Genomic DNA, 25,922 nt, shown 5'->3' with positions numbered 1-25,922 from the left:
ATGCCGCGCCGCCCCCTGACGGAAGGCCCCCGCCGGTCCCTACCATCCGCGCCATGGATCTAGAGGTACGGCACTTGCGTGTGATCTGCGCGATCGCGGAGGCCGGAAGCCTGACCCGTGCCGCCGCGTCACTGCGCATGACCCAGCCGGGGCTCAGCGCCCAACTCCGGCGTATCGAAGCGATGCTGGGCGGAGCGATCTTCGACCGAGGGCAGACCGGCGCCGTACCCACCGCCTTGGGCGAGCTGGTCCTGCCCCGGGCGCGGGCCATCCTGCCGGGCATCGACGGCCTGCTCTCGGACACCGCCCGCGCGGCTCGCTGCGGAACCACCCCGGACCGTATACGCCTCGGGTCGGCAGGCGCGCCGTTGATCACCGAACTCATCGTGGCCACCAGGGAGTTGATCCCCGGCGCCGAGGTGACGACCCGGTGTCAGCGCTCCCCCTCGCCCCTGCTGGACGACCTCGCGGCGGGACGGCTGGAGGCGGCGGTGCTCGGCGACAACCCCGGCCGTGAACTCCCGCCTCGCGAGGCGGTCGTCCTGCGCCCGGTCGCCACCGAGCCCGTCTTCGCCCTCCTGCCGTCCGCCCACCCGCTGGCCGCGGGTGACGAGGTGCGCCTGGAGGAACTCATCGGGGAGGACTGGGCCCTGCCCCACCCGGACAGTGATCGCACCCGGGAGTACTGGGCGTCCGTCTTCTCCCGGACGGCCCGTCAGCCTCACGCTCCCTACGAGGCCGAAGGCCAGCAACTGATCGACGTGGTACGGGCGGGTCTGGCCGTCAGCCTCTGCCGGGCGACCTTCACCGAGGTACCCGGCGTCGCGGTGCGCCCTCTCCTCGGCAATCCGCTCTGGTACCGCCATGTACTCGGCTGGCGCCGCGACGGGCCGCTGGCCGCACACGGCGACGCGGTCCTCCGCAGGGTGGCCGAGGGGTATCTCGCCGCCTGCGCCGCCGCACCGGCGTACGTGCGATGGCGGCGCCGCCATCCGGAGTCGCCGCGGTTGTCCGGGAGAGCCGGTGGTCTCACTGCTCGGTGATCGAGATCTCGTCCTGGAGAGCGTCGCCGCCCTCGACGTCGATCCGGACGCGCGTGGCCGGGTCGGTGAAGGACCGGCCGGGGCGGAAGGCCGCCATGTCCAGCGCCCGGCAGCCCGGGGGCGGGGTGGCGCCGGGGTTGCCGTTCACGATCCGGACCGGGCCGTAGCCGGTCTGGAGGGACGTGTCCACCTGGTAGATCAGCACTCCGGTGGAACAGGCCTGCTCGTCCGCGCCGACGGCCCTGCGGGATTCGGCGACGTACGCGGTGGTCTCGCCGGTGCGGATCACCGCGATCTTCGTACCGCCGGGGCTCTCCACGGCTCTCAGGCGGACCGTGCGGCTTCCGCTCGCGGGCAGGCAGGCGACCTGGCGGTCGTCGATCCAGCCGAACTTCCACCGCTCCCAGCCGAGGTGCTGCGGGGCAGCGCCGGCGATGTCGCCCATGAGGTCCCAGCCGCCGACGAAGCGGTGGTGGTCGGTGCCGGTGAAGGCGTAGAGGTCGGGCAGCCCGAAGGTGTGGCCGGTCTCGTGGTCGGCGACCTTGAAGCCCCAGTGCCACATGTCCTGCCCGAACGTCACGGCCCACTTGATGCGTGTGCCGTCGGCGCTGACGCCCGCGGTCGTGGGGTCGTACAGGTACGTCGGCGAGAAGCCGATCGCGGAGGCGGACCTCACCGGGACGACATAGACCATGTCGAACCGGGAGAAGTCGGTGTACGGGTCGGCTGCGGCCACCGCCTGCCGGACGTAGGCCTCGTGCTGCTCGAAGGTGATTCCGCGCTGGAAGCCGTAGCTGGTGGAGTCCTGCGGCATCCGGATCCACCGGCCCAGCGGGGTGATGTCCAGCGTGGTCCGTCCGTAGGAGTCGCGCTTCATCCAGTCGGCGGCCGGGGCGAGTTGCCGGTAGTAGTCGGAGGTGGAGCCCGAGGCCTGGGCGTCGGGGAAGTCGACGAACAGCATCAGCACGTGCCTGGTGCCGAGGGGGCGCTGGAACTGGGTGGTGTAGTCGGTGGTGTGGCCCTCGTCCGTCCAGCCGGTCCGGCCGGGAAGGGCGCACTCCGTGGCCGGAGCCGCGCCGTGCTCGGGCACGGCGGGCATGGGCCGGGCGGTGGTCGCGGCCTGGGCGGCGGTCGGGGCCGCGGCGGCGCCGAACGACAGGAACGCCGTCGCGGCGGCACCCGCGGCAAAGGCCCTGAGCCTGTGGGGCCGCTCGCCGGCGCGGGCCGGGCCGGACAGTTCCCGGGCGAACACCTGGATCGAGGGCCCCGTGGGGTCGGCGTGATCGAGCGGCACGGTGAAGGAGTGGCCGGTCACGGTGAGACCGGGCAGGCGGTAGCTGAGGCTCATCAGGTCCTTCCCTCGGGGTAGTGGCAGGCGACCTCGTGGCCCGAGGCGATCGTGCGCAGCAGGGGCCGCTCGGCTGCACAGCGGTCGGCCGCCCGGGGGCAACGGGTGCGGAAGGGGCAGCCGCTGGGCGGGGCGAGCGGACTGGGCAGGTCACCGCGCAGCACGATCCGCTCACGGGCCCGCTCGGCGTCCGGGTCGGGCAGCGGTACGGCCGAGAGCAGGGCGTGTGTGTACGGGTGTGCGGCGCGGCCGTAGAGCGTGTCCCGGTCGGCCGTCTCCACGACCGTGCCCAGGTACATCACGGCGACGCGCGTGCTGATCTGGCGGACCGCGCCGAGATCGTGCGCGATGAACACGTAGGCGAGCCCGTACTCCTGCTGCAGGTCCTTGAGCAGGTTGAGGATCTGGGCCTGGACCGACACGTCGAGCGCCGAGACGGGCTCGTCGCACACCACCAGCCTCGGCCGCAGCGCCAGCGCCCGGGCGATCCCGATGCGCTGTGCCTGGCCGCCGGAGAACTCATGGGGGTAGCGGGCGGCGTGCTCCGGCCGCAGGCCCACCCGCTCCAGCAGCTCCTCCACCGGTTCGTCCGGGGCCAGCCCCTGGTAGCGGTACGGGGCGGTCAGGATCTGCCGGACGGTCTGACGGGGGTTGAGCGAGGAGTACGGATTCTGGAAGATCATCTGCAGGTCGCGGCGCACGGGCCGCATCAACCGCTCGTCCAGCGTGGTCAGTTCCCGTCCGGACACCGAGACCGTGCCCGAGGTCGGCTCGATGAGCCGGGTCAGCAACCGTGCGACGGTGGACTTGCCGCAGCCGGACTCGCCGACCAGACCCAGTGTCTCTCCCGCGTCTACCCGCACCGACACACCGTCGACCGCCCTGACCTGTCCGACGAGCCGCCTGGTCAGGCCGTGCCGTACCGGGAACCGCTTGACCAGGTCGCGCGCCTGCAGCAGCGGTGCGTTCACGCGCTCACCTCCCGTGCCGACAAGGTGGGCAGCCGGTCGGGCAGCGGCCCGTCGACCCGGGGCACACAGGCGAGCAGGCCCTTGGTGTAGGTGTCACGCGGACGGTGGAACACCTCGCGGACCGGCCCCCGTTCGACCGCACGGCCGCCGTACATCACGACGACCTCGTCGGCCAGTCCGGCGACCACGCCCATGTCATGGGTGATGAGCATGACGGCGGTGCCGGACGTCTCCCGCAGCTCCCGCAGCAGTTCCAGGATCTGGGCCTGCACGGTCACGTCGAGCGCGGTGGTCGGTTCGTCGGCGATGAGCAGGTCGGGCTCCAGGCACAGGGCCATCGCGATCATCACGCGCTGGCGCATACCGCCGGAGAACTCGTGCGGGTACGCGCGGGCGCGCCGCTCGGGCTCGGGAATGCCGACCCGGTCCAGCATCCGCACCGCGACCCGGTGCCCCTCGCGGCGCCCGGCCCGCCGGTGCGCACGGTAGGCCTCGGCGATCTGGAAGCCCACCGGGTAGTAGGGGTTCAGACAGGACAGTGGATCCTGGAAGATCATCGCGATCCGGTCGCCGCGCAGCCGGCGCAGCGACCGCCCGTCCAGTCCGGTCAACCGGCGGCCGTCGAACCGGACTTCACCCGTGACACGGGCATCGGGCAGCAGACCCATGACGGCCAGGCTGGTCACGGACTTGCCGCTGCCGGACTCACCCACCACGCCGAGCACCGCCCCGGCGGCCAGGTCCAGATCGAGCCCGTCGACGGCGCGTACGCCGCCCGCGAAGTCCACGGTCAGATCACGTACGGTCAGCAGGGTCATCCCACGGCCCTCACTCTCGGGTCCAGGAGCGCGTAGACCAGGTCCACCGCGACGTTGGCGATCACGACGAACGACGCGGCGAAGAGCGTCACCCCGAGGATCACCGGCTGGTCGGCGCTGTTGATCGCATCGGCCGCGAGCTTGCCCACACCGGGCAGACCGAAGACGGACTCGGTGATGAGGGCGCCGCCGAGGAGCGCGCCGAGGTCCATGCCGAAGATCGTCACGATGGGCATCAGCGCCGGCCGCAGCGCATGGCGACGCAGCACCACCGGCTCGGACAGGCCCTTGGCGCGGGCGGTGCGGACGTAGTTCTGGCCGAGGCTGTCGAGCATCTCGCCGCGGGTGATCCGGGCATAGATGCCGGCGTAGAGCATCGCCAGCGTGATCCACGGCATGACCATCGACCCGGCCCAGCCGACCGGGTCCGCGGTGAGCGGGATCGCCTGCGGATAGGGCAGCAGACCGAGCTTGACGACGAGGAGGTACTGCAGCACCAGCGCGGTGAAGTACACCGGCAGCGAGACCCCGCCCAGCGCCGCCGTCATCGCCGCCCGGTCCCACAGGCTGCCGCGGCGCAGTGCCGAGACCACCCCCGCCGTGACACCGACGATCAGCCACAGCGCCGCCGCGCCCACGGCGATGGAGACGCTGACCGGCAGCCGGTTCGTGAGCATCCGCCACACCGGCTGATCCGTCTGGAAGCTGAAACCCAGGCAGGGGGCAGGGCAGTTCACGGCATGTGCGCCCGTGCCGAAGCTACGGCCGGCCACGATGCCGACGAGATAGTCGCGGAACTGTACGAACACCGAGTGGTTCAGGCCGAGCGTGGCGCGGATCTCGGCGATCCGCTCCGGGCTGCACGCCTTTCCGCAGGCGCCCTGGGCCGGGTCGGCGGGCATCAGATAGAAGATCGCGAAGGTGGCCGCGCAGACCACCAGCAGGATCGCCGCCGTCGCGGCCAGCCTGCGCAGGACATAGAGGATCATCGTCGGCGGCTCCGGGGATCGAGTGCGTCCCGTACCGCGTCACCCAGCACGTTGAAGGCGAGCACGGTGACGAACAGGAAGACGCCCGGGACGAGGAAGTAGACGGGGTCGGCGGCGTACCACGGCACGGCGGAGGCGATCATCTGCCCCCACGAGGGGGTCGGCGGGCGCACACCGATGCCGAGGAAGGACAGGCCCGCCTCGGTGGCCACGTAGCCGGGGATCGACATGGTCGCGACCACGAGGATCGGCCCGCTCAGATTGGGCAGCACCTCCCGGGCCAGCAGCGCGCGCCGGGAGGCGCCCAGCACCCGCGCCGCGGCCACGAACTCGCCCCGGGCCAGCACCATGGCCTGCCCGCGCACGATCCGCCCGACGTACGGCCACCCGAAGAAGCCGAGCACGACGACCAGCAGCAGCTGCCGGTTCACACCCGGCGCCGCGGAGATCAGCGCGATCATGAAGATGAGGGCGGGAAAGGACATGAGCAGGTCCATCAGCCTGCCGACGACGGTGTCCGTCCAGCCGCCGAAGAACCCGGCGACCAGTCCGAGCGCCGTTCCGAGCGCCACCGACACCGCGGTGGCGAGCAGGGCGATCAGCAGCGAGACCCGGGCACCGTAGACGACCCGGGCGAGGATGTCCCGGCCGCTGCCGGGCTCGACGCCCAGCCAGTGCGTGGCGCTGATCCCGCCCCCGGTGCCGCGCGGGAGTCCGCCGAGCGCCGGATCCACCGCTTCGGAATGGAAGTCGGTCGGGGAGGTGCCCGCGGCCCAGGCGATCAGCGGGGCCGCGAGGGCGACCAGTACCAGGAGCACGACCATCGTCAGCGCGACCGCGGCGGAGCGCTGGGCCAGCAGCCGGCGCAGCAGGGACGACTCGCGCGCTCCGCCGCGCGGTGGTGCGGCGGACGGTACCGGGGCGGGAAGGGTGCCGGTCACTTGCGCAGCCCCAGGGAGACCAGATCCAGCTCGCCGACGTAGGCGATGTGCCCGTAGGCGCCGCTGACATGAGGTCCGGTCAGGACGGCCGCCTTGTCCCACAGGAACGGCACGACCGGCGCGTCCCGCATGATGTGCCGGGCCAGTTCGCCGTACGCCGTCGCGGCGGCGGCCGGGGTCTTCATCCGGGCGATCGCGTCGATGCGGGCGTTGACGGCGGGTGAGTCGTACTGGGCGTGGTCGTTGTTGCCCTCGGGTGTGATCAGCCGGCCGTCGAACACGAGGGGCAGGTAGGTGGAGGCGCCGGGCCAGTCGGGGGTCCAGCCGTCGATCACCAGGTCGTGCTCCTGGGAGGTGTTCCCGACCGTGCTGTAGAACGCCGACGAGCTGATCGCGTTGATGTTCACCTTGATCCCCGCCCTGGCCAGGGACGCCTGTACGGCCTCGCCCTGCGTCTGTCCGCCCGCGGTGGCCGGGGTGTCGAGCGTGAGGGTCAGGCCCGAGGCGTGGCCCGCCCGGGCGAGCAGCGCCTTGGCCTTGGCCGGGTCGCCCTTGCCGCCGGGGCTCGGGAAGGGATCGTCGGGGACGGCGCCGGGCAGCGACGGCGGCAGCAGGGTGGTGGCCAGTTCGCCGGCGATCGGGCCGCCCCGGGCGGTGCGCAGCGCGTCCTTGTCCAGCGCGTAGGCGATCGCCCGCCGCACCCGGACGTCGTCGAGCGGTTGGTGCCGGGTGTTGATGCTCAGGTAGCGCGTGTTGATCGACTCGCCGGTGACCAGTCGCGCCCGTACCGCGGGGTTGGCCATCACCGGCCCGACCGAGGCCGGACCGACCGGCGCGAAGGCGACGGCGTCCGCGTCCTGTCCCTGAGCGGCGATGAGCCGCTGGTCGACGACGGCCGGATCGAGGTCGAGATCGATCACGATCTTGTCCGGCAGGCCTTTGCGCACCGTGTCGGTGGCCCGGCTCCAGTGCGTGTTGCGGACCAGCGTGAGCCGCTTCCTGGGTTCGAAGTCCCCGATCTTGTACGGGCCGGACGAGAACGGCCTGCTGTCGTAACGGACCCCGGTGTCCTTGTCCGGCGGAACCGGGGCGAAGATCGGCAGCGACACCGCCGAACCGAAGTCGGCCACCGGCCGGTTGAGCCGGAAGACGATCGTCCTGTCGTCAGGCGTCCGGATCGAGGCGAGCCCGCGCTTGTCCTTGTAGGGGCCGTGGTAACTCCGGCCTCCCGCAAGCCACATCCGTGCGTACGGCGGCCCCTCGGGGAGTTCCGCGGCGAACGTCCGCTCGACCCCGTACTTGATGTCCCGGCTGGTGATGGGCCGCCCGTCCTCGAACTTCACCCCCGCCTTGAGCGTGAAGGTCCAGGTGCGGGCATCGGCGCTCGGCCGTCCGGTGTCCGTCGCCAGGTCCGGCACGATCCTGCCTCCGGCCGGCCCGGGTGCCGCCGCGTATGTCGTCAGCGTCCGGTAGACGAGGCGGCCCACGTCCTCGGCGGACGTGACGTAGTTGCGGGCCGGGTCCAGGTGCTCCAGGTCGGTGCTGGACAGCACATGCAGGGTGCCTCCCCTGCTCGCGGGTCCGCCCTGCCCGTCGCCTCCGCCGGCTCCCCCGCAGCCGGCGACGGCGACGAGCCCGAGGGCGGCGACCATGACCATCCCGGATCGTCGTGCTCTCACGATTGAGCTCCTATGTGATGTGACATTGCACAGCGGGCTTGCGCCAAGGGTGGAGGGGACCGGACCCGACGACCAGCTCCCGAATCCCCAGAACATCGGGTTATGGACGCAGGGAGCGGGCGGAACCCGCCGGGCCGCTCACGGACATGCCGTGGCGGCGCTGAGGGCCGAGACGCGTGCGAGGTCGACCGTGACCTCGCCGGCCGCGGTCCTGAGCACCAGGGTGCCGTGACCGACCCGGACCGTGGACCCGCAGAACGTGCCGGAGGGGGTGGTGACCTGTGTCATCGGGTCAGCACGCTCCGGTCCGTACCAGGTGGTCGCCACCGCGCTCAGCAGGAGCAGCGCACAGGCGAGGGTGAGGGCGATCCCTCTGCGCAGGGCCTTTGCACAGTCGAGCGCCTCGACATGGTCACCGACGGGGGAGGGCAGCAGATCCTCGGCCGCGGTGACGGCCGGCCTTCCGTGGGCGGCCCGCAGCAGCATCAGCGCTCCCGAGGTGCCCACGACCAACGCGGCCAGGAGCAGGAACCCCACGGCCACGGCCCAGTGCTCGGCCAGCTGACCGATGTCGGAGCGGCCCCTGACCAGGCTGAACCCCACGAGGGCGGCGAGCAGCCCCCCGAGCCCGTTGCGCCACGCGGTGGCCGCCGCTCGTACGCGGGGCAGTTCCGTGCGCAGCAGCCGGTCGCGTTCCTGCGCCCGCCGCAGGTCGGCGGGGGTGGCCGGGGTGGGGTCCGGGGAGAGCGGGCGGCTCACCGAGGTGCCGCCGGTACGCGCACGGTCCAGTAGGCGCCGCATCCGTACCGGCCTTCCGGCCGGTCGGGGTGGTCCTCGTCGCACGTGCACATCATCAGTTCGACCCGAGGCCGCGCCGTGCCGTCCGGCGTCCCGTGCTGTCGTCGGCCGGACCGGGGGCCGCCGGTGCGGAAGACGCCGCTGACGACCGGAACGTCGATGGCTGCCGCGCAGCGGGGGCAGTGGCCGCTCAGGATGAGCGTGTCGGGCCTCGGCTCGGTCACGGTGAAGGTCCGTGACACATGCGCTCCGTATTCCGCGGCGGTCGTCTCCCGGTAGGGCAGCGGTCGACGACGCCTCCGGCCAGGCAGGGCGAAGGCCATGGTCACTCCTGAGGGGCGGTTGCGGTGGCGGACCCCGTTCAGGGCCCGGTACGGGTGACGGGTCGGGGCAGGCCACGGACGAACGGCTGCGGCCCTTTCCGGGTGACGGTTCCTCAGGGCCCGGTATGAGTGAACGGCGTCCACACACCGGGCGCAAGGCGCCGGTCGTCACGCAGCGCGCGCACCGCCGTGTGCAGGGCGCGGGCCGAGCGGGCGGGCTCGAAACGGCCGGTGGAGGTGAGGTCCGCGTACACCGCCGCGGCGACGTCGGCCGCGATGTCGTCGTACACCGACCACAGCGTCCCGATGACCTGCCGGTAGCCGGTGTAGTGCATGGCCGCCGCCAACGTGATGGTCTCGTCGGGGAGCGTCGCCACGCCGGTGGCGGTCTGGCAGGCCGACAGGAACGCGAACGCGCCGCGGTGCCGCTGGACGCCGAAGTCGGTGATGCGGAGGACGTCGCCGCCGTGGAGGGAGAGGCCCCCTCGGGACGGGTCCAGCAGGTCCTGGCCCCCGTGACAGCTGAAGTGCACCCACCGGTGTCGCGGGAGCTGCGCACGCACGGCCTGCACCGTGGCGTCGGCGCCTTCCAGCAGGGTGTGCCGGTCCGGGAACAGGGAGAGGAGCAACTCTCGTTCACGGGCGACGTCGGTCAGCGGCACCTGGCCGGGATCGTCGGGAAGCGACACGATCAGCAGACGCTCGTCGTCGGGGCGCGAGTCGACCGGCCGCCGGGCCTCCGCCAGCGCGCGCAGCGTCGGGGTGTAGGAGGACACCACACGGTCCAGGACGGTGCGGCGGCTTCCGTCGTGGTAGCCGGCGCCGTGCACGGGCAGGAGGGTGAGGAGACCGGTGGGACACCACCACAGCCGAGGCCATGCGGCGGTGTCGCCGCCGGGCGGCTCGACGAAGCCCAGGAATCCCAGCACCGGTTCGGCGACGGTGTCCCACAGCCATCGCAGAAGCGACACCAGCGTCGTCTCGCGCCTCTCCAGAGCGCGGTGCAGGGACACCATCGCCCGCGAACGGTGCCTGGCCGCGGCCGGCGTGGGCTCGCCCCGGCCGTACTCCAGGCGGGCCGTCTGCAGGTCGTGGACGGCCAGGTCCACTTCCTGGAGCGCTTCGAGATGGGTCACCGTGTGCTCGGCGATCGACTCGAGGGTCAGCCGGGGCAGAGGCACGACCTGTACCCCGCTCGTGGTGACCACCAGTGCGTCGCACCGCCACCGACTGGTGTTGAGGACGACGACGGGACCGGAGCGCGCGGCGGGCAGGAGGGTGCCCAGCCGTGGTGCGAGGAAGTCCTGGAACCCGTCGAGCCCGTGGATCTCTTCGATGAGCCGGTCCCACTCGCGTGCCAGGGCCATGCGTCGTTCGGCCGTGCGTGTGGCGGCCGCCCCGGGCCGTGGGGTACTCGTCATGTCGGATCCCCGATTCCCCCCGCGTTGCGGACTTCTGTCGATCACCGGCGTTGCCGCGCTGCCCGCTCAGGGCGGTGCGGGAGGTGGGAACAAGCCGGTCTCGTCGAGACGCGTGTCGCTGAGCCCCAAGGAGACGGCACGGAGCCGATCTGCCAGTTCACGATGGTGCGCACGCAGGTCGGCGAAGTCGTCGTGCGCGTCCAGGGTCTGGTTCCAGATGAGGTTCCGCCCCTGTTCGAGCAGCTCCACGGCCTGCTCGGCCCGGTCGGTCGCCAGGGCGCAGGCAGCGGCGTCGCCCGCCACGTCCGCCACGCTCTGGAGTCGCTGTTCCTGGCTGCGGCGCTCGATCGCGCGCGAGGCGACCAGGGGCAGCAGGGAGACCGCCGTCGCATAGAGGTCGGCCGCCGCCGTGCCCCCCGGCTCCAGCGACGCCGCCGCGTAGGCGGCGGCCCGCGCGGACGTGACGCGCGCCATCACCGGCGACGACGCCAGTTCCGCCGCCTGGCTCCACAGCCCGATCGCCCGGCGTGCGTCGGCGGGCGATGCGGCCAACTCCGCGTGCAGATGGAGGCAGGACGCCACGACGGACATCAGCTGGCCTCTGTCGGCGTGGACGGCGGGAAGCTCGTCCAGGGCCGTCTGCGCGAGCGTGGCGGCTTCGGCCGCTTCCGTCGCGGCCCGGTCGCGCTCGGCCCGGCCGCGCAGCATCAGCGCTCGGCCGGCGAGCCAGCGCGGGCGGTCCTCATGCCCCACCGGTGTCAGCTCCAGGGCCGCCAGGCTCACCGCGATCGCCTCGTCAAGATCTTCGGACGGTCCCGTGCCCAGGGTCACGCGCATGCTCAGCAGGGCGGCCAGGTTCGCGAGATACCGCTTGCGGTCCTGGTCCGATCGCAGACATGCCTCCACTGCCGCGCGCGCCGTCTCCAAGGCCGCGTCGAGATCGGCCGGCTCCTGCGACCAGACGAAGAGCCGCTGCAGGTTGGCGCCGAGGTTCGACAGGCACAGCGCTCGGTTTCCGGAGTGGGCGACGGCCACGGCCGCCCGGCTGACGTCGATGGCCTCGCGAAGGTCGGACAGGGCTCCGAACCAGGCGAACCGTGTGCCGAGCGCGCCGCTCAGATTGATCAGGCCGTGGCTCCCCTCCCGCGCGTGGGAGCGGTCCGCCCCGGCGCGGGCCACGGCCGCCCGGCCCAGCGTGATGGCCTCGTCCAGGTCCTCGACGGAGAAGCCGCGTTCGGCCCGGACCCTCAACTGTCCGGCGAGTGCGGTGAGGTGGTCCGCCGTGCGGGGGTCGCCCTCCGGTACGAGGGACAGCGCGACGCGGGTGATCGCGACGGCGTCGTCCAAGTCGGCGGGAGCGCCGGTGTGCTGGGCCCGCAGGAGCAGCGCCTCCCCCAACTGGAGGTTGCGCCAGGGCAGTTCGTCGTCATCGGCCGAGGACGCGGCGACCGCTTCGCGCAACGCGGCTATGCCCTCGTCCAAGTCGGAGAAGGAGCCGGACTTGTAGTGACGGCCGACCAGGAAGAAGCCCAGGCCTTCCAGGTGCTGTGCCCGGTACGGATCGCCGTCGCCCGTGATCTCCATGACGGCCCGGCTGATCGCGACGCCGTCGTCCAGCAGCCCCTCGACGTGCTCGGCCGACTGCAGGGCGGCCTCCAGCAGGTCGCGCCGCGGTTCGTGTGCGGGGTCCGTCGTCGGGGTGGCCGAGACCGAGGCCCTGAGCAGGCCGATCGCTTCTTCCAGTTCGGTGGAGCTGGTGGTGCGGGCGAACGCGGCGAGCAGCGCCCGGCCGAGGTGGAACTGTGCGCGGGCCCGGTCGGACGGTGTGGCCGCATACCGCACGCCCTCCCGTCCCGCGTTGACGGCCTCGTCGCAGTCCTCCGGCTCGTGGAAGCGCTGGTGCCGTGTGAGGTACGCCGCGGACAGCAGCGAAGCCACCACTGCCCGCTGCGGGTTGGCCGTGGAGATACTGGGAAGGGCGGCACGCACCAGGCCGATGGCCTGGTCCAGCGAAGACCGGTCGCTCGTGGCGTCCGCCTCGGTGAACATCCGCCGAACCCGGTCGCAGACCAGGAGAGCCGCGACCTCGTCGGCGTTCCGGCAGGCCCGAAGAGCTCCGGGCACAAGCGCCGGATTCGACTTCAGCGCCGCATCCGCCAGACGGGCGGCGATGTGCAGATCTCCTGTCCCCTCCCCGAGGGGGAGCAGGTGATGGCGAAGGCTGTGAAACCTGATGAGCACCACGGTGGAGATCACGTGCGTCTCGCGGCTCTGTTCGAGCAACCGCCTCAGCCGTGTCGCGTCTTCCACGGCCGCGTCGAGCGCCACCAGCCCGGCCGTGCCACCGGTGAGGCCGATCTGTTTGATCCGCGCGTCCAGACGTACCGACAGGGCCATGATCTGCACAGAGCTGCGAATTCCCACGGGCGACTTCCTTGGGACAGGCGGAGCCGGCGACGTCGGTCTCCACGGTGCCTGCCTGACCACCGGGAGGCAATCCTTCCGCGCCTGCGGTTGGGCTTCCGTCAACTCATGGTGTAGATAAGCCAGTTGTTGCGTCCTCTGGATCGCAACAGGAGGTGATCGCGGTGACTCCTCAGTCGCTCTTCCGGCGATCACCGACCCCCCTCATGCACAGCGAAAGGCACATGTATGACGAACAACCGCAGGATGCGCCACGGCGGACGGGTGCTGGCGCTCTCAGCGGCTGCCCTGGGCATGGTCGCGGCGATGGCCGGTCCGGCCTCGGCCGACGACCAGCCGACCCGGGCGCAGCTCATAGCCGACTGCGACTCGGGCGCGGGGAAGTGCACCTTCAACGACCCCGAGTTGGGCCAGGCGTATCTCGGAGGCTTCCACCGGGTGTCCGACTCGCTCTACAACTGCAGCACCTCGTCTGCCACCCAGTCGATGACCTGGTCCGACACCGTCGGTTCCACGGACTCGGCAGGCGTGTCCGTGACCGCCGGCGGCAAGATCGCGGACATCATCGACCTCAGCGTGACGGCGACCTACAGCCACACCTGGTCGAGCAGCCACTCGGAGACCAGCTCCGTCAACATGACGGTCAAGCCCGGGGAGGTGGGCTGGATCTCCCGTGCGCAGGTGATGCAGACCGTCTCCGGCACCTGGCAGACCCACTACGACGACCGGAAGTGGGGTCACTACTTCTGGTTCGTCCCCGACGTCGTCACGGGGCCTGCCCCGAACGGGACGGACGGCCGGAGCAACGCGGTGGTCGTCAAGTCCAGGAAGATGACCGCGCAGGAGAAGCGCTCCTGCTCCAGCCGCTCGGGTAGGGCCAGGACGTTCGTCGTCCACGGCTGATCCGCCGATCGCGCGCCCGGCTGCCTCGCGGTCCGTATCCCCGTGAGGCAGCCGGGCCGGCTTTCCGGGAGCTTCGCCGGACGCCCCGCCCCGCTGAGGCCTCACCGAAGTGCGGCCGTAGTTCCGGTGCCGCCTTCAGCGGCGTGCGGATCCGGTGCTGATCACCAACTGCTCCTGGTCACGCCGGGGAGTTCGCCCGCGTGGGCCATCTCGCGTACGCGGATGCGGGACAGGCCGAAGGTGCGCAGATGGCCGCGGGGCCGGCCGTCCACCGAGTCGCGGTTGCGCAGGCGGGTGGCGCTGGCGTCGCGGGGTTGCCGGCGCAGTTCGCGCTGGGCGGCGGCGCGTTCCTCGTCGGATGTCCGGGGCGACGAGATGATCGCCTTCAATGCGGAGCGGCGTGCGGTGTGCCGGGCCACGACAAGGCGCCGCTGCTCGTCCTTCGCGATCTTGCTCTTCTTCGCCATCAGACCTGTCCTCCTCGGGCGCGGACACGGGCCACGGCGGCCTCGATGCCGATCGCGTCGACCGTCTTGACGCCCTTGGCGGACAGGGTGAGCCGGACGTGGCGGCCTTCACTCGCGAGCCAGTAGCGCCTGCGCTGGATGTTGGGGTCGAAGCGGCGCTTGCTGCGCCGGTGCGAGTGGGAGATCTGGTTCCCGAAGCCCGGCTGTCGGCCGGTCAGTTGGCAGTGGGCGGACATGTTTCCTCCTCGTGTGGTGGCAGCACCGTAGCGCTAAATGAAAATGAAAACCAATCTCGTGTATGGTGTGGTCATGGCCCGTAACGAACTGCGCCCGATCATCAAGCTGAGGTCCACCGCCGGCACCGGCTACACCTACGTGACCCGCAAGAACCGCCGTAACGACCCCGACCGGCTGACGCTGCGCAAGTACGACCCCGTCGCCGGCCGCCACGTCGACTTCCGTGAGGAGCGCTGAGAGCCGTGAAGCCCGGAATCCACCCCGAGTACCGCCCGGTCGTCTTCCGTGACCGGGCCGCCGACTACGCCTTCCTCACCCGGTCCACGGCCACGAGCGACAAGACCGTCGAATGGGAGGACGGCAACACCTACCCGGTCGTCGACGTCGAGATCTCCTCCGCGAGCCACCCCTTCTACACCGGCACCCAGCGGGTCCTGGACACCGCGGGCCGGGTCGAGCGCTTCGAGCGGCGCTACGGCCGTGAACGGGGCAAGCGGTGACCGGGGAGCGCACGCGGCTGCCCGTGGCGATCGTCGCCGGGCTGCACGCCGACGCCCGCCGGACCGCCGTCGAGGAGATCCTGCGCACGGTCCCCGGCTCGGTGGCGCTGCACCACGACCTGGCGTCCGCCGTCGACAGCACCGTGCGCCGCACGGTACGGGACGCCGGCGGCCTGCTGGGCAGCGGCGACGCGCCCCTGGTGAACGACTGCGCGTGCTGCGCGCTGCGCGAGGACCTGGTGCCCGAACTGCTGCGGCTCGCGCGGGAGGACGGGTGCGGGCTCGCCGTCGTGGAGCTGTGGGACTCCGTCGAGCCCCACGCCATGGCCGGAGTCATCGCCGCCGTGGGCGCACCGCTGGTGTTGACGGGGGTCGCCACCGCGGTCGACCCGGCACTCGTCCTGCCGTACCTGTCCGACGGCGACGACCTGGCCGACGCCGGTCTCGCCGCCGCCCCGAACGACCAGCGCACCGTCGCCGACACCTTCGCCCGGCAACTGGAGTACCCCACCGTGATCGCCCTGGTCGAGGACGGCCCGGGCGGGGAGCACGGCGAGAGCGCCGACGACAGCGACCGCGCGCTGCTGGCCCAGCTCACACCCGGCGCACGACCGGTGCGTGCGGGGAGTGACGGGGCCCTGGGGGCCGTTCTGCGGGCGGGGTTCGACGTGTCAGCGGCCGCCGCCCGGCTGCATCCCGCATGTGCGCTGCTGCCACAGGAATGCGACGAGCACGGTGTGAGCACCCTCGTCTGGCGGCGCGAACGGCCCTTCCACCCGCAGCGCCTCTACGCCGCGCTGGAGGACCTCACCCGCGCCGCCGCCCGCAGCCGGGGACGCTTCTGGCTGGCCGACCGTCCCGACACGCTGCTGTCGTGGGACGCCGCGGGCGGCGCGCTGTGCGTGGAGTCCGCCGGACCCTGGCTGGCCGCCCTGCCCGAGGCCGCCTGGGAGCTGGTTCCGGCCGAACGGCGCGTCGCGGCCTCTTTGGACTGGCACCCCGAGCACGGTGACCGCCGCCAGCACCTCACCTTCACCTCGCCCGGCCTGGACCGTGCCGGACTGGCGGCCCTGCTCGACTCGTGCCTGCTCACCGACGACGAGTACGCGGCGGGCAGGGACGGCTGGAAGGAACTGCCGCACGCCTTCGACGACCTGCTCGACCGAGCGGCCTGAGCCCTGGCTGCCCCATGGCCCGCATGTCCGACCCCATCCCATCGAAGAAGGACCGACCCGACCGTGCCCCGGAACAGGACCCCCCGACGGCAGACGGCCCCGCGTCAGCGCAGCAACCCGCTGGACGCCGCCGGCATCACGTACATCGACTACAAGGACACCGATGTGCTGCGGAAGTTCCTCTCCGACCGCGGAAAGATCCGCAGCCGTCGGGTGACCCACCTGACGCCTCGGCAGCAGCGGCAGATGTCGCAGGCCGTCAAGAACGCACGCGAGATGGCTCTGCTGCCCCACGCCTCCCGGTAGCCGTGTCGCCGTCGCCCTGCGGTGCCGGCCGCCGGCCGCCGCACCGCGCCCGACGGTGCCCCGCTGTCCCGGTGAGCGAAGATCTCCCTGCCCGGTGGGGGCACGATCACCGACCCGACACCCTCCACACCTACGTGGGGCTGTCCGAGCCGCAGGACTGGTTCGCCGCCGTCGATTTCGCCGGTGCCGCCGGGGCCACCGCGCGGATCGCGGAGGAGTTCGACGGCTGGGCACCGGAGCTCACCGCGCTGATCACCGACGGCGACACCGCACCGGTCCTGCGCCCCCTCCACGCTCTGCCGGCCGGGCACCGGTGGGACCGGGTGCCCGTGGTGACCCTGCTGGGCGATGCCGCCCATCTCCCGGCCCCGAACGGCGAAGGCGCCAGCCTGGCCATGCTCGACGGCGCGGAACTCGGCAAGGCCCTCGCCGCGCACCCCGAGGGGGAACAGGGCCATGGCCAGGGCGAGCGCGGCCTGGGCGATGGCGGTGGCACCGAGGCCCTGAACGGCGCGGGCCGCGATCAGCACGCCCGGTGAGGCGGCCGCTCCCGCTGCCGGCGAGGCGGCCGCGAACACGGCGAGGCCGACGGCCAGCACCCGGCGGCGACCGAGCAGATCGGCCGCCCGGCCGCCCGCCAGGAGCAGCGCTCCGAACGCCAGGCCGTAGGCGTTGACCACGCAGGTGGTGCCGCTGTCCGACAGGCCCACCCCGGCGCGGATCTGCGGCAGGGCCACGTTCACGATCGAGGTGGCGAGCATGACGGTGAACTGGGCCGCGGCGAGCACCGCGAGCACCGCTGACCGCCGTGGGGCGGGCGGCGTGTGCCCCGACGGTGTGCGTGGGAGGTTCATGGCGCACAGACTCGGGCGACGCGGTGTCCACTGTCCAGGCCCGTCAGGGGCGTCGGCCGTCCACTCCTGTCCACTCCTGTCCGGGGGCGGCGGACGGCCGCGGCGGCGACGCAGGATCGTCCGGGCCGAAGCGTGTGCTGTCGCGTTCGTCCGCCGCGTCCGCGTACAGATCGAGCAGCCAGTTGTGCAGCCCGAGCCCGCCGTCCACCGTGATCACCGATCCGGTCGTGTACGCCGCCACTCGCTCGTCGCTGAGGGCCAGCACCCATGGCGCGACGTCGTCGGCGGCTCCGAGCCGGCCGAGCGGCACGGCACGGCTGGAGCGCTCGACATGGGCGCGGGACCGTTCGCTGCCGTCCGACCAGGTGTCGATGGCACCGGGGGCGACCGCGTTCACGCGTACGCCGTGCGGCCCGAGTTCCACGGCCAGTTCCTTGACGAGCATGGCCAGCGCCGCCTTGGATGTGCTGTAGTCGGGGTTCATGCGGATCGCGTCGGAGTGCAGCGAGAGCACGAAGACGACGGATCCGCGCCGACCGGTGTCGAGCCATCGCCGCACCCACTGCCGGGTCAGGAACCACGGCCCCTCGATGTTCGTGGCGTAGGTCCTGCGCAGGTCCTCGGGCTCGATCTCCAGGAAGGACTTCCCGGACCGCACGCCGACGTTGTTGACCAGGACGTCGATCGCGTTTCCCGCGACCAGCCGTGCCGCCAGCCGCCGCGGGTCGCCGCCGAGGTCCGCGCACACGAGCTCGGCTCCCTGCGTACCGCCGAGCTGCCGGGTCAGGTTCTCCTCCGAGACGTCGACCGCGCACACGCTGGCCCCCTCACGCAGGAAAGAGCGGGCGATGGCCAGGCCGATCCCGTGACCGGCACCGGTGACCATGACCCGCTTGCCCTGGAAACGCCGTCCCCCCGAGCGGGGACCTACCGCATCCGGTTCTGGTAGAAGGTCTCCAGCGTTCTCCATATCGCGGTGTACTCCTTCCGTCGTGAGGAGTCGTACCAGGCCGGTGTGCCGGCCCGGAGTCCGGCCTGCCGGATGGAACGGCAGATGGCCTCGTTGAGCAGATCACGCGAATGGCGGCCGGTCGCCTCGGCGGTGTAGGGGCACAGGCCGAAGCCGCACTCCGCACCGCAGGGCTCGTCCCCGGTGAGACGCGAGCGGGACGCTCTGGCCGACATGCACCGCGGGAGACTGCTCCGCAGACTGTTGGCATCGCGCTTGCCCTGTTCGGCCTTCTCGTTGTGGTTGAGCCAGAGGGTGACCTCGCCCAGCAGCTGCAACGCCTCAGGGGCCAGCGCCGACACGGCGGATCCGCTCAGACTCTCCTCCGAGTACCACAGCAGCCGGGACCACGGTTCGTCCGCGCAGCGCTGGGCGAGCGCGGCCATGGCCCGGACGAACGGGTGGCTGTCCCGCCGCGCGTCGCGCAGGGCGCCCAGGGCCCGCGGGTCGCCCGGGTTGTGGTGCAGGCGGCGGCCGACGGCCTGGACCGCCTCCAGCCGGGCGTACCAGAACCTGCCGGAGCGCAGCAGTTCGCAGGCGCCCGCGTCCGGCGGCAGCGCGGGGTGGCGGAAGGCGGCCAGTTTGTACCCCTGGGCCAGCGACGACTCCGCGCCGAGCGCGCCCGGCGCGTCCCGAAGGGCCAGCTGCTCCAGGCAGCGTCGCAGTTCCAGCAGGTGACCCGCCGCCCGGTCCCGTGCCGGGCCCGCGGGCAGACCGTCGGCGAGCGCGGGGATGAACCAGAACGCCCGTTCAACGATGTCGCTTCCCTGTGCCGGGCCGTCGGGCGCCCGCATCCGGGCGGTGAAGCCGTCCACGAACTCGGCCAGACCCATGAAGCGCTCGACGTCCGGCTCTGCCAGCAGCTGGGCGCAGGCCCAGCGAGCCACGTACTGGTCGTCGAGATCCAGGATCGACCAGAGGAACGCGCCACTGCGTCCGACGTCCAGCAGACCGACGTACGGGACCGCCGCCCCTCGGTCGGCGGGCCGGGCTCCCGCCCACAGCCGACGGTAGAGCCGCAGACACCGCCGTTTCAGGCGCCGGTCCGACAGCGCGGCGGCCACCGAGGCGAGCATGTTGACCAGGGAGAGGTTTCTGAGCACCGGTGCGACCGGTGACAGCTCCTCGGCCATGCTCATCAGCCGGCGGGCACACGCGGGGGAGGGCTGACGCAGCAGCGCCGTCTCCAGCGCCATGATGGGCTCCCGCATGACCGTGCGGGCCAGCACCGCGGCCAGGAAGCGCCGCCCGCGGCCGCTGCCCAGGCCGTCGACCACGCTCAGCGAGGCGACGTGGCTGAGGAGCAGCGGATGCCGGAAGGCGATCTGCCCCTGGGCCAGGCCCATGCGCAACACGCCTACCGACTGGGCGGCACGCAGCACCGCCAGCAGTTCCCCGCGGTTCTGCGGTCGTCTGCCCAGACCGGGTGACTCACCGGCGGACAGGTAGTCCTCCACACCGCACACGGTGTGCCCGAACCGGATCTGTGTCCAGGCGATCGACCCGAGCACCCGCAGGGTGTCCTCCGAGACGGCCGCATCGGCCGTGCGCCGGGCGATCACCGAGTCGAGGAGTGCGACCCGGCGCCCGAGAACGGGCCCGGGCAGGCCGGCGACCTCGGACAGCTCGTCCAGGGCGAGCTCGCGGCACAGGACGGCGTAGAAGGGAACCTGGTGCAGCGCCAGCCGGGTGGTGAGCTCGCCGCCGAGCGGAGCGGGGATGCCCCACTCGGCGAGCCGGGCCACCGTCTCCTCGACCGGCAGCGCGGGCATGGGGAACCGGTAGCCGGGCAGCACGGCCGGCAGCGACTCCGGCCGCGCGGCCAGCACCAGGCCGACGTCCTCGTCCACCACCCGGTCCAGCAGAGCACGGGTCAGCTCCCGCACGTCGACGAGACCGACGTCGCTGCCCATCTCGTCCAGCGAGTCGACGAGGACGACGACGCGGCGCTGGTCGGCCGCCTTGCGCCAGATCTGCTCGCCGTCGCGCTCCCGGGTGACGAAGCGGTCGATCTGGCTCAGGAAGGTGGCCCTCGCCAGGGCGGTGACGCTGTCCCCGGGATGCCGGCCACGCATCGACAGCATCACGGGTACGAGTCCCTGCTCCGCCAGGCGCACAGCGAGTCGGCCCAGGAGCATCGTCTTGCCCGAGCCGGCAGCCCCTGTGACGATCAGCGGCACGCCGGCAGCGCCGGACCGCAGCTCCGCCTCCAGCATGGCGAGCACGCCCGGGGGTTCGATGAAGTCGTCCGCTCCCGTGCCAGGCCCTGGCTCCGCCCCCAGCCGCCGGGGGTTCTCGCGGATCCGGCGCAGATGACGCCGAAGGACGATCCAGCGGGAGATCGTGCCGATCCACAGCAGCGACACCAGGAAAGCGACGATGATGCTGGACAGCAGGTTGGTCACCAGCCCGCAGGCCACGGGCTGCCGGGTACAGACGTCGTTGGCCGCACCATCCGTGAGCGGTCCGTAGCCGAGGACCCCCGCGAGGACCACGAGCACCGCCAGCGCCAGGGACGTGATGGGGTGCCGCCGCGCGGACGGCCACCGAAACGGCCTCAGCTCACCGATTCCGGCCAGGGCGGCCAGCAGCTTCCTCCTCAGCACCCGGCCACCGATCCCTTCTGCGCGCGTCCTGCGCCCCGGCACCGCGGTGCCGCACCGCCGGACTCAGTGCGGCCACCGTGCGTCGATGTCGCCGGCCGAGCAGGCCGCCGCGATCAGCAGCCCCGTCTTGCGGACACAGACACCGCCGAGCGTGGGCAACTCAGCCACCTGACGGAGCCGGTTGCCGCGGCTCGGCCGTGCGCCACCGCCGTCGGGACCCCGGCCGGTACGCCGGTAGACGGCCAGGCTTCCGCTGCGTCCCCGATAGGTGAAGTCCGGGCGGCGCAGCAGTACGGTCGTGATCGCCAGCGTGACCCCCACGGAGTAGAACGCGTCGTGAACGGCGAGCCAGCCTCCGGGTGTCAGCCGACCGCAGACACGCCGCAGATCCTGTGCCGCGTCACGGAAGCGGTGGGAACCGTCGACGAAGACCAGTCCCGCCCCCTCCAGCACGTCGTCCGGTGTTTGTTCGGACCGTATCCGCAAATGCGTCACGCGCCCCTCGGCACCGGCGAGTCCGAGGTTTTTGTGGAACTCCAGATGTGTCGTCTCGGGATCGACACCGGAATGTGCCGTCCTTCCCGGTCTCGGGCCGACTTCGTCACCCGCATAAGGGTCGACGGCGTACAGGGTGACGTCTTCGGAGGCACCCGAAAGAAGCGAGAGCGTGGAGCGCCCGAGGAATGATCCAAATTCCACGATGTGTGTACCGACGGGAATACGGGATGCCAGCTCGGAAAGAATTGCCGCCTGCGCCGGTGTGAGCCAGCCGGCGACCCGGGGGAGGATCTCGCTGACGCTTTCCTCGGCTGTGGGTGACGTGCACCGGTACCTCATTCGACGACCCCGATTGCGACGTCAACCAAAGAGTGCAACCGAGAGTGACATGCAACCGCAGGGCTGTCAAGATGTCGTGGCGGCCGTGAAGTTGACAGGAATGCGGACCCGTCCGTTCCCTCTCCGCCCGGTCGGCCCGGCGCTGTGCGGCAGACAGGAGACCAGGTTTGCGCCCGCACGAAACACCTTGCATCACCGGCCCGGAAAGCCTCAGGAAAAGCCTCGCGGAAGCAGCTGTTCGAAGGATTCTCGTACTGGCGTGGCGTGATGTGCAGGACACTGCGGCCGGCGGCTCCGAATACCACACCAGCGCCATGGCGAAGGTCTGGGCCGACGCGGGTGTCGAGGTGATACTGAGAACTTCGAGCGCACCGGGACTTCCGGGTCAGGTGTTCCGGGACGGATACCGGGTCGTGCGCCGGGGCGGGAAACTCACGGTGTTCCCGGCACTCGTCGCGGAGCCGAAGCTCTTACGGCGGCCGGGTACGGCGGTCGTGGAGGTATGGAACGGTGTTCCCTGGTTGGCGCCGCTGTGGGCCGTGGGCCCCACCGTCACCTGGGTGCACCATGTACACGGAAACGTGTGGCAGGAGCACTTCGGGCCGCTCCTCGGACGTGTGGGCTGGCTGGTCGAAGCGCGCCTGGCCCCACGCCTGTACGGGCGCGCCCGCATCTGTACCCCGGGGAACTCCACGCGCGACGACCTGGTCGGACGGCTGGGTCTGCCGCTGTCGTCCATCACCGTCGTCCCTCCGGGGGTCGACCGGGCGTTCACAGCCGCTCCGCCGGGAGCCGGCCCAGGGCGTGACGGCCGGTCTCCCTTCCCGTCGGTGCTGGTGGTGGCCAGGACGGTGAAGTCCAAGCGGATCGAGCTGGTGATCCGGGCGATGCGCCACGTGGTGGAGCACTGCCCGTCGGCCCGGCTCTACGTGATCGGTGACGGCCCCGAACGCGCCGCCCTGCAGCGGCTGAGCCGTTCCTGCTTCGGCCACTCGGCCACGGTCACCTTCCTGGGACACGTGGACCAGGCCGAACTCATCCGCCGTTACCGCTCGGCCTGGGTGCTGGTCAGCGCCTCCTCGGCCGAAGGGTGGGGTCTGGCCATCAGTGAGGCCGCCGCCTGCGGGACGCCCGCCGTCGTCACCGACATACCGGGCCACCGCGACGCGGTGACGCACGACGTCACCGGACTGCTGGTGGCCCCCGGCCAACTCGCCACCGCCATCGGGCGGCTTCTCGCCGACCACGACCTGCGCCGACGCCTCGGGACCCAGGCGGCCGACCTCGTGGCCCGCCTGCGCTGGGAGACGACCGCATGGCGCACTGCCGAGGTCCTGCTCGCGGTGGCTCGGGTCCGGGCGCGGCAGCAGACCGCCGGGAACTGAGCGTCTCCGGTCCGGCGGTGTGCACCGACGCACCGATTTTTGAGAGATGTTTTACACGACGCGCGCAACTGTGGCCCGTGGCTCGTCTGTCTGACAGGGAGTCGGGCCCGTCAGGGCCGAGGAGCGAGAGAGCGGGGCAGGACGTGGGACGGCGCAAGAGCGGCATAGGGATCGCACTCGTCACGGGTGTGATGCTGGTGGGCGCGAGTGCCTGCGGCGGCGGCAGTGACAAGGCGGGCGGGGGCGACGCCAAGGCGGCGGGCAAGCCGAGCGTGAGCGCCTCTCCGTCGCCGACGAAGCCCGCCGGGCCGCCGATGCTGCTGGAGACGATCACCCCGCAGACGGGAACCACGGTCGGCGTGGCCATGCCGATCTCGGTGGTCTTCACGAACCCGGTGGCGGCGAAGGCACGGGCCACGGTGGAGAAGCACATGAAGGTGAGCACCTCGCAGCCGGTGGTCGGCGCCTGGCACTGGTTCGGGGACAGGCGCGCCGACTGGCGGCCGAAGGCGTACTGGCCCTCCGGCACGCAGGTGAAGATCGACGCTGACATGAAGGGCATCAGCAACGGCAACGGACGCTACGGCGTGCGCAGCTACACGCACACCTTCAAGGTCGGCGACGACGTACGCGCGGATGTCTCGGTGACCGGCCACACCATGAAGGTGACGCGGAACAGCAAGCTGGTCCGCACCCTGTCGATCAACGCGGGCAGCGCCCAGTACCCGACGTGGAACGGCACGATGGCCGTCATCGACAAGCAGGAGAAGGTCCACATGACCTCCTGCAGCGTGGGGATCAGTTGCGACAAGGGCAGCCCCAACTTCTACGACCTCACGCTGCCCTGGGACGTGCACCTGACCCAGTCCGGCACCTACGTGCACTACTCGACCGGCGACCCCAACCCGGGCAGCGGGAGCGCCCGCGGTTCGCACGGCTGCGTCCACCTGTCGCTGTCGGACGCCAAGTGGTTCTACGGCCAGGTCAAGCAGGGCGACCCCGTGACCATCACCGGTTCGCCCCGGGCCAAGGCGTCGGCCGACAACGGCTACGCCGCCTTCAACCTGGGATGGGACGAGTGGCTCGCGGGCAGCGCGTCCGGGGAGGGGACGACCGGGGCGCTGTGACGCGGTGCGGTGGCCGCGCCCGTCGGCGTCCGATGACGCTGACGGGCGCGGCCACCGTCGTACCCGGACCTTCAGGCCGAGGGCAAGCGGCAGATCGGCCGGCCACCGGAGTGGGACTGACCGAGGGCCGGTAGGGTGCTTCTCTTCGGGTGGCTCGGCTCCCGGAGTCCTAGAGGCGACTGCCGATGAACCTCCTTGCCAGGAAGGCTCGTTCCGATGCCGCGACACACCATGTGTGGCGGCTTCCCGCCGCGGACGCCGAGCGGGGGTACCAAGCCCTGTGGTGGAGCGTCGGGCCCGCAGGGGAGCTTGCGGTCCTGCTGGTCCACCGGCGCTACCTTGATCACAACCGCTACGTCAAGGGATGGGTCGGGTGGCGGCCGGAAGTCCCGTTCAGCGGTGAGCTGGTCACCATCACGGGGCAGGAGGAGCGGCGTACCCCGGTGAAGGACATCCGAATGCGGCCCAGGCACCTGGCCCTGCTGCCGGACTCGCGGTTCCTCCTGGTGAGCGGTCGTACGTTCCCGGACGAGACCGAGGGCTCCTGGGCGTCCAACGCCGTGATGTTCTCCGCATCAGGGACACCTGAGGCCGAGTTCTGCGTCGGTGACGACATTCCCGCCCTGGTCACCGACGTCCACGGAGGCATCTGGACGGCTTACGGCGACGAGGGCATCCACGGCGGCCACCCCGAGTCGGCGGCGGGCCTCGCGGGCTGGACTTCGCAGGGCCGGGCGGCCTGGGCTCCCAGGGGACTGCCCGACCACCCCCTGCAAGGCTGCACCGCCGCGACCGAGGGCGAACAGGTGTGGCTCGTCTGGTACTCGGGCAGCAGCCGCGGTACCTTCCTGACGCGGATCACTCCGTCCACCGGCGACGTGGTCAGCCGTCCCAGTCCCGTCCCCCGACCGGACGGATTCGCTGTCCGTGGCAACCGGGCGGTGCTCACCCGCCGGAACCACGACCAGCGGTCGGTCGAACTCGTACGTGCCGAACTCGACGGCACCACGTGGGCGGTGACCAGCCGGCGCCGCCTTCGGGTGCCCGGTCGAGTCGTCCTGTACTGCGGTCAGGGCCGCGACGGCTCACTCTGGCTCCGCACGGGCGACACCTGGCTGCGCATACAGGCATGAGGACCCCACCGCTCGCGACGGCCGCGGAGCCCGCGCGACGGTGGGGCCGTTCATGCCGGCGGCGGTGTGCGGCGCCGACCGACGGCGCCCGCACGGCCGTGTGTCACTGGATGGTCCAGCCCACGCTGCCGACCCCCGTGCTGTAGAACGCGCAGGAGCCCGTGGACTCGCTGTACTGCCCGGGGTTCAGGGTCACCCAGTTGCCGGAGACGTCCGGGGCCCAGCCGCAGACGATCTCGGCGCGGAAGGTGACGGTGTGGTCGGTGTTGTTCTGGCAGCCCGCGATGCCGACGTTCGGATCGTTGTTGTGCACCCAGCCTTCGCAGTCGACGGTGCCCTGGGCAGCGGCGGCCTGCGCCGGAACCGCCACACCGGCGAGTGCGAGGGCGGAGACCGTCGAGGCCAGACCGGCCGCGAGGATGCGCTTCCTGCTGTGCATGTGTACCCCCGTGAGAGCGAGTTGCTGTCTTCCTGTGATCAGTGAAGGGCACACGCGCCCGGGCGTGAACCTGAGACATCCGAGGGTGCACCCGCGACAACCAGCCCCGTGATCGGGCGCCGGATCAAGTCCCCGTGGGCATACAGGAGTTGAGCTACGGCCCGGCTGATTGCGCGCTGCTTATATGAC

Annotated in this window: 24 protein-coding genes and 2 pseudogenes; 10 read left to right on the top strand and 16 right to left on the bottom strand. The window is 71.7% G+C overall.

The window, feature by feature from the left end; translation table 11 throughout:
• Positions 1–53 precede the first annotated feature (53 nt).
• A complete protein-coding gene (locus IO33_RS0110855) occupies positions 54–1,043 on the top strand; it encodes a LysR family transcriptional regulator (RefSeq protein ID WP_031163094.1) in 990 nt (329 codons plus the stop codon).
• On the opposite strand, the gene IO33_RS0110850 is transcribed toward IO33_RS0110855, so the two are convergent.
• From IO33_RS0110850 to IO33_RS0110805, 9 genes are all read right to left on the bottom strand, one after another.
• Positions 1,030–2,391 (bottom strand): M6 family metalloprotease domain-containing protein, encoded by a 1,362-nt coding sequence (locus IO33_RS0110850; RefSeq protein WP_078963485.1) that lies wholly within the window; start codon positions 2,389–2,391, stop codon positions 1,030–1,032. The genes IO33_RS0110855 and IO33_RS0110850 overlap by 14 nt on opposite strands.
• Positions 2,391–3,362: an ABC transporter ATP-binding protein gene (locus tag IO33_RS0110845; RefSeq protein ID WP_051926601.1), complete on the bottom strand. Its 972-nt coding sequence runs from the start codon at positions 3,360–3,362 to the stop codon at positions 2,391–2,393. The genes IO33_RS0110850 and IO33_RS0110845 overlap by 1 nt, the downstream gene beginning before the upstream one ends.
• Entirely contained in the window at positions 3,359–4,180 is an 822-nt protein-coding gene (locus tag IO33_RS0110840; RefSeq protein ID WP_051926600.1) for an ABC transporter ATP-binding protein, read from the bottom strand. The genes IO33_RS0110845 and IO33_RS0110840 overlap by 4 nt, the downstream gene beginning before the upstream one ends.
• Positions 4,177–5,169, bottom strand: a complete 993-nt coding sequence (locus IO33_RS0110835; RefSeq protein WP_031163086.1) for an ABC transporter permease — start codon at positions 5,167–5,169, stop codon at positions 4,177–4,179. Before IO33_RS0110835 ends, IO33_RS0110840 begins: the two co-directional genes overlap by 4 nt.
• Positions 5,166–6,110, bottom strand: a complete 945-nt coding sequence (locus IO33_RS0110830) for an ABC transporter permease (protein ID WP_037685186.1) — start codon at positions 6,108–6,110, stop codon at positions 5,166–5,168. Before IO33_RS0110830 ends, IO33_RS0110835 begins: the two co-directional genes overlap by 4 nt.
• On the bottom strand, positions 6,107–7,789 hold the full coding sequence (locus IO33_RS0110825) for an ABC transporter substrate-binding protein (RefSeq protein ID WP_245235749.1): 1,683 nt from the start codon (positions 7,787–7,789) through the stop codon (positions 6,107–6,109). The genes IO33_RS0110830 and IO33_RS0110825 overlap by 4 nt, the downstream gene beginning before the upstream one ends.
• A 138-nt stretch (positions 7,790–7,927) precedes the next feature.
• Positions 7,928–8,590, bottom strand: a complete 663-nt coding sequence (locus IO33_RS0110820; RefSeq protein ID WP_051926598.1) for a hypothetical protein — start codon at positions 8,588–8,590, stop codon at positions 7,928–7,930.
• A gap of 433 nt (positions 8,591–9,023) precedes the next feature.
• On the bottom strand, positions 9,024–10,331 hold the full coding sequence (locus IO33_RS0110810; protein ID WP_107069277.1) for a CHAT domain-containing protein: 1,308 nt from the start codon (positions 10,329–10,331) through the stop codon (positions 9,024–9,026).
• A gap of 66 nt (positions 10,332–10,397) precedes the next feature.
• Positions 10,398–12,755: a hypothetical protein gene (locus IO33_RS0110805; protein WP_157857824.1), complete on the bottom strand. Its 2,358-nt coding sequence runs from the start codon at positions 12,753–12,755 to the stop codon at positions 10,398–10,400.
• 228 nt (positions 12,756–12,983) lie between these two features.
• Here IO33_RS0110805 and IO33_RS0110800 point away from each other — a divergent pair, with 228 nt between their 5' ends.
• Positions 12,984–13,658, top strand: coding sequence for a hypothetical protein (locus IO33_RS0110800; RefSeq protein WP_031163067.1), 675 nt, complete (start codon positions 12,984–12,986; stop codon positions 13,656–13,658).
• Between the two features lie 161 nt (positions 13,659–13,819).
• On the opposite strand, the gene rpsN is transcribed toward IO33_RS0110800, so the two are convergent.
• Positions 13,820–14,125 carry a 30S ribosomal protein S14 gene (gene rpsN, locus IO33_RS0110795; protein ID WP_031163060.1) on the bottom strand — a complete coding sequence of 102 codons (306 nt, stop codon included), beginning with the start codon at positions 14,123–14,125 and terminating at the stop codon, positions 13,820–13,822.
• Positions 14,125–14,361, bottom strand: coding sequence for a 50S ribosomal protein L28 (rpmB, locus tag IO33_RS0110790; RefSeq protein WP_031163058.1), 237 nt, complete (start codon positions 14,359–14,361; stop codon positions 14,125–14,127). Before rpmB ends, rpsN begins: the two co-directional genes overlap by 1 nt.
• A gap of 73 nt (positions 14,362–14,434) precedes the next feature.
• On the opposite strand from rpmB, the gene rpmG reads away from it, so the two are divergent.
• From rpmG to IO33_RS44035, 5 genes and pseudogenes are all read left to right on the top strand, one after another.
• A complete protein-coding gene (gene rpmG / locus IO33_RS0110785) occupies positions 14,435–14,599 on the top strand; it encodes a 50S ribosomal protein L33 (RefSeq protein ID WP_017949758.1) in 165 nt (54 codons plus the stop codon).
• A 5-nt stretch (positions 14,600–14,604) separates the two neighbouring features.
• The gene (locus IO33_RS0110780; RefSeq protein ID WP_031163054.1) at positions 14,605–14,862 is read left to right on the top strand and encodes a type B 50S ribosomal protein L31; all 258 of its coding nucleotides are present in this window, start codon (positions 14,605–14,607) and stop codon (positions 14,860–14,862) included.
• On the top strand, positions 14,859–16,037 hold the full coding sequence (locus IO33_RS0110775) for a CobW family GTP-binding protein (RefSeq protein ID WP_031163052.1): 1,179 nt from the start codon (positions 14,859–14,861) through the stop codon (positions 16,035–16,037). Before IO33_RS0110780 ends, IO33_RS0110775 begins: the two co-directional genes overlap by 4 nt.
• A 63-nt stretch (positions 16,038–16,100) precedes the next feature.
• Positions 16,101–16,343 (top strand): 30S ribosomal protein S18, encoded by a 243-nt coding sequence (gene rpsR, locus IO33_RS0110770; RefSeq protein WP_031163050.1) that lies wholly within the window; start codon positions 16,101–16,103, stop codon positions 16,341–16,343.
• A 110-nt stretch (positions 16,344–16,453) separates the two neighbouring features.
• Positions 16,454–16,786: pseudogene (locus tag IO33_RS44035) on the top strand (FAD-dependent oxidoreductase); the annotation flags it as partial.
• A 27-nt stretch (positions 16,787–16,813) separates the two neighbouring features.
• Here the strand turns inward: IO33_RS44035 and IO33_RS47155 are convergent.
• From IO33_RS47155 to IO33_RS47150, 4 genes and pseudogenes are all read right to left on the bottom strand, one after another.
• Positions 16,814–17,104 (bottom strand): annotated as a pseudogene (locus IO33_RS47155) (MFS transporter); the annotation flags it as partial.
• Positions 17,105–17,240: 136 nt separating this feature from the next.
• Entirely contained in the window at positions 17,241–18,083 is an 843-nt protein-coding gene (locus IO33_RS0110760; protein ID WP_031163045.1) for an SDR family NAD(P)-dependent oxidoreductase, read from the bottom strand.
• A 41-nt stretch (positions 18,084–18,124) separates the two neighbouring features.
• Positions 18,125–20,812, bottom strand: coding sequence for an NACHT domain-containing protein (locus tag IO33_RS0110755; protein ID WP_031163042.1), 2,688 nt, complete (start codon positions 20,810–20,812; stop codon positions 18,125–18,127).
• A 63-nt stretch (positions 20,813–20,875) separates the two neighbouring features.
• The gene (locus IO33_RS47150; RefSeq protein ID WP_078963480.1) at positions 20,876–21,649 is read right to left on the bottom strand and encodes a class I SAM-dependent methyltransferase; all 774 of its coding nucleotides are present in this window, start codon (positions 21,647–21,649) and stop codon (positions 20,876–20,878) included.
• A gap of 269 nt (positions 21,650–21,918) precedes the next feature.
• On the opposite strand from IO33_RS47150, the gene IO33_RS0110745 reads away from it, so the two are divergent.
• The 3 genes from IO33_RS0110745 to IO33_RS52330 all read left to right on the top strand — a co-directional run bounded on the left by IO33_RS0110745 (position 21,919) and on the right by IO33_RS52330 (position 25,294).
• A complete protein-coding gene (locus IO33_RS0110745; protein ID WP_051926596.1) occupies positions 21,919–23,034 on the top strand; it encodes a glycosyltransferase family 4 protein in 1,116 nt (371 codons plus the stop codon).
• Positions 23,035–23,177: 143 nt separating this feature from the next.
• Positions 23,178–24,161 carry a L,D-transpeptidase gene (locus IO33_RS0110740; protein WP_031163036.1) on the top strand — a complete coding sequence of 328 codons (984 nt, stop codon included), beginning with the start codon at positions 23,178–23,180 and terminating at the stop codon, positions 24,159–24,161.
• Between the two features lie 185 nt (positions 24,162–24,346).
• Positions 24,347–25,294: a hypothetical protein gene (locus IO33_RS52330; RefSeq protein ID WP_245235748.1), complete on the top strand. Its 948-nt coding sequence runs from the start codon at positions 24,347–24,349 to the stop codon at positions 25,292–25,294.
• Positions 25,295–25,397: 103 nt separating this feature from the next.
• Here IO33_RS52330 and IO33_RS0110730 read toward each other — a convergent pair whose 3' ends face one another.
• Positions 25,398–25,733 carry a hypothetical protein gene (locus IO33_RS0110730; protein WP_031163033.1) on the bottom strand — a complete coding sequence of 112 codons (336 nt, stop codon included), beginning with the start codon at positions 25,731–25,733 and terminating at the stop codon, positions 25,398–25,400.
• Positions 25,734–25,922: the final 189 nt, after the last annotated feature.

This window comes from Streptomyces durhamensis (assembly GCF_000725475.1).
Taxonomy (GTDB): Bacteria; Actinomycetota; Actinomycetes; order Streptomycetales; family Streptomycetaceae; genus Streptomyces; species Streptomyces filipinensis.
This window is presented reverse-complemented; position numbering and strand designations above follow the sequence as displayed.

Bases quoted from the DNA above. Each gene is read 5' to 3' on its own strand.
- IO33_RS47150 (WP_078963480.1), bottom strand. From the start codon at position 21,649: ATGAGGTACCGGTGCACGTCACCCACAGCCGAGGAAAGCGTCAGCGAG.
- rpmG (WP_017949758.1), top strand. From the start codon at position 14,435: ATGGCCCGTAACGAACTGCGCCCGATCATCAAGCTGAGGTCCACCGCC.
- rpsN (WP_031163060.1), bottom strand. From the start codon at position 14,125: ATGGCGAAGAAGAGCAAGATCGCGAAGGACGAGCAGCGGCGCCTTGTC.
- IO33_RS0110835 (WP_031163086.1), bottom strand. From the start codon at position 5,169: ATGATCCTCTATGTCCTGCGCAGGCTGGCCGCGACGGCGGCGATCCTG.
- IO33_RS0110850 (WP_078963485.1), bottom strand. From the start codon at position 2,391: ATGAGCCTCAGCTACCGCCTGCCCGGTCTCACCGTGACCGGCCACTCC.
- IO33_RS0110840 (WP_051926600.1), bottom strand. From the start codon at position 4,180: ATGACCCTGCTGACCGTACGTGATCTGACCGTGGACTTCGCGGGCGGC.
- rpmB (WP_031163058.1), bottom strand. From the start codon at position 14,361: ATGTCCGCCCACTGCCAACTGACCGGCCGACAGCCGGGCTTCGGGAAC.
- IO33_RS0110730 (WP_031163033.1), bottom strand. From the start codon at position 25,733: ATGCACAGCAGGAAGCGCATCCTCGCGGCCGGTCTGGCCTCGACGGTC.
- IO33_RS0110820 (WP_051926598.1), bottom strand. From the start codon at position 8,590: ATGCGGCGCCTACTGGACCGTGCGCGTACCGGCGGCACCTCGGTGAGC.
- IO33_RS0110800 (WP_031163067.1), top strand. From the start codon at position 12,984: ATGACGAACAACCGCAGGATGCGCCACGGCGGACGGGTGCTGGCGCTC.
- IO33_RS0110810 (WP_107069277.1), bottom strand. From the start codon at position 10,331: ATGACGAGTACCCCACGGCCCGGGGCGGCCGCCACACGCACGGCCGAA.
- IO33_RS0110855 (WP_031163094.1), top strand. From the start codon at position 54: ATGGATCTAGAGGTACGGCACTTGCGTGTGATCTGCGCGATCGCGGAG.
- IO33_RS52330 (WP_245235748.1), top strand. From the start codon at position 24,347: ATGAACCTCCTTGCCAGGAAGGCTCGTTCCGATGCCGCGACACACCAT.
- IO33_RS0110760 (WP_031163045.1), bottom strand. From the start codon at position 18,083: ATGGTCACCGGTGCCGGTCACGGGATCGGCCTGGCCATCGCCCGCTCT.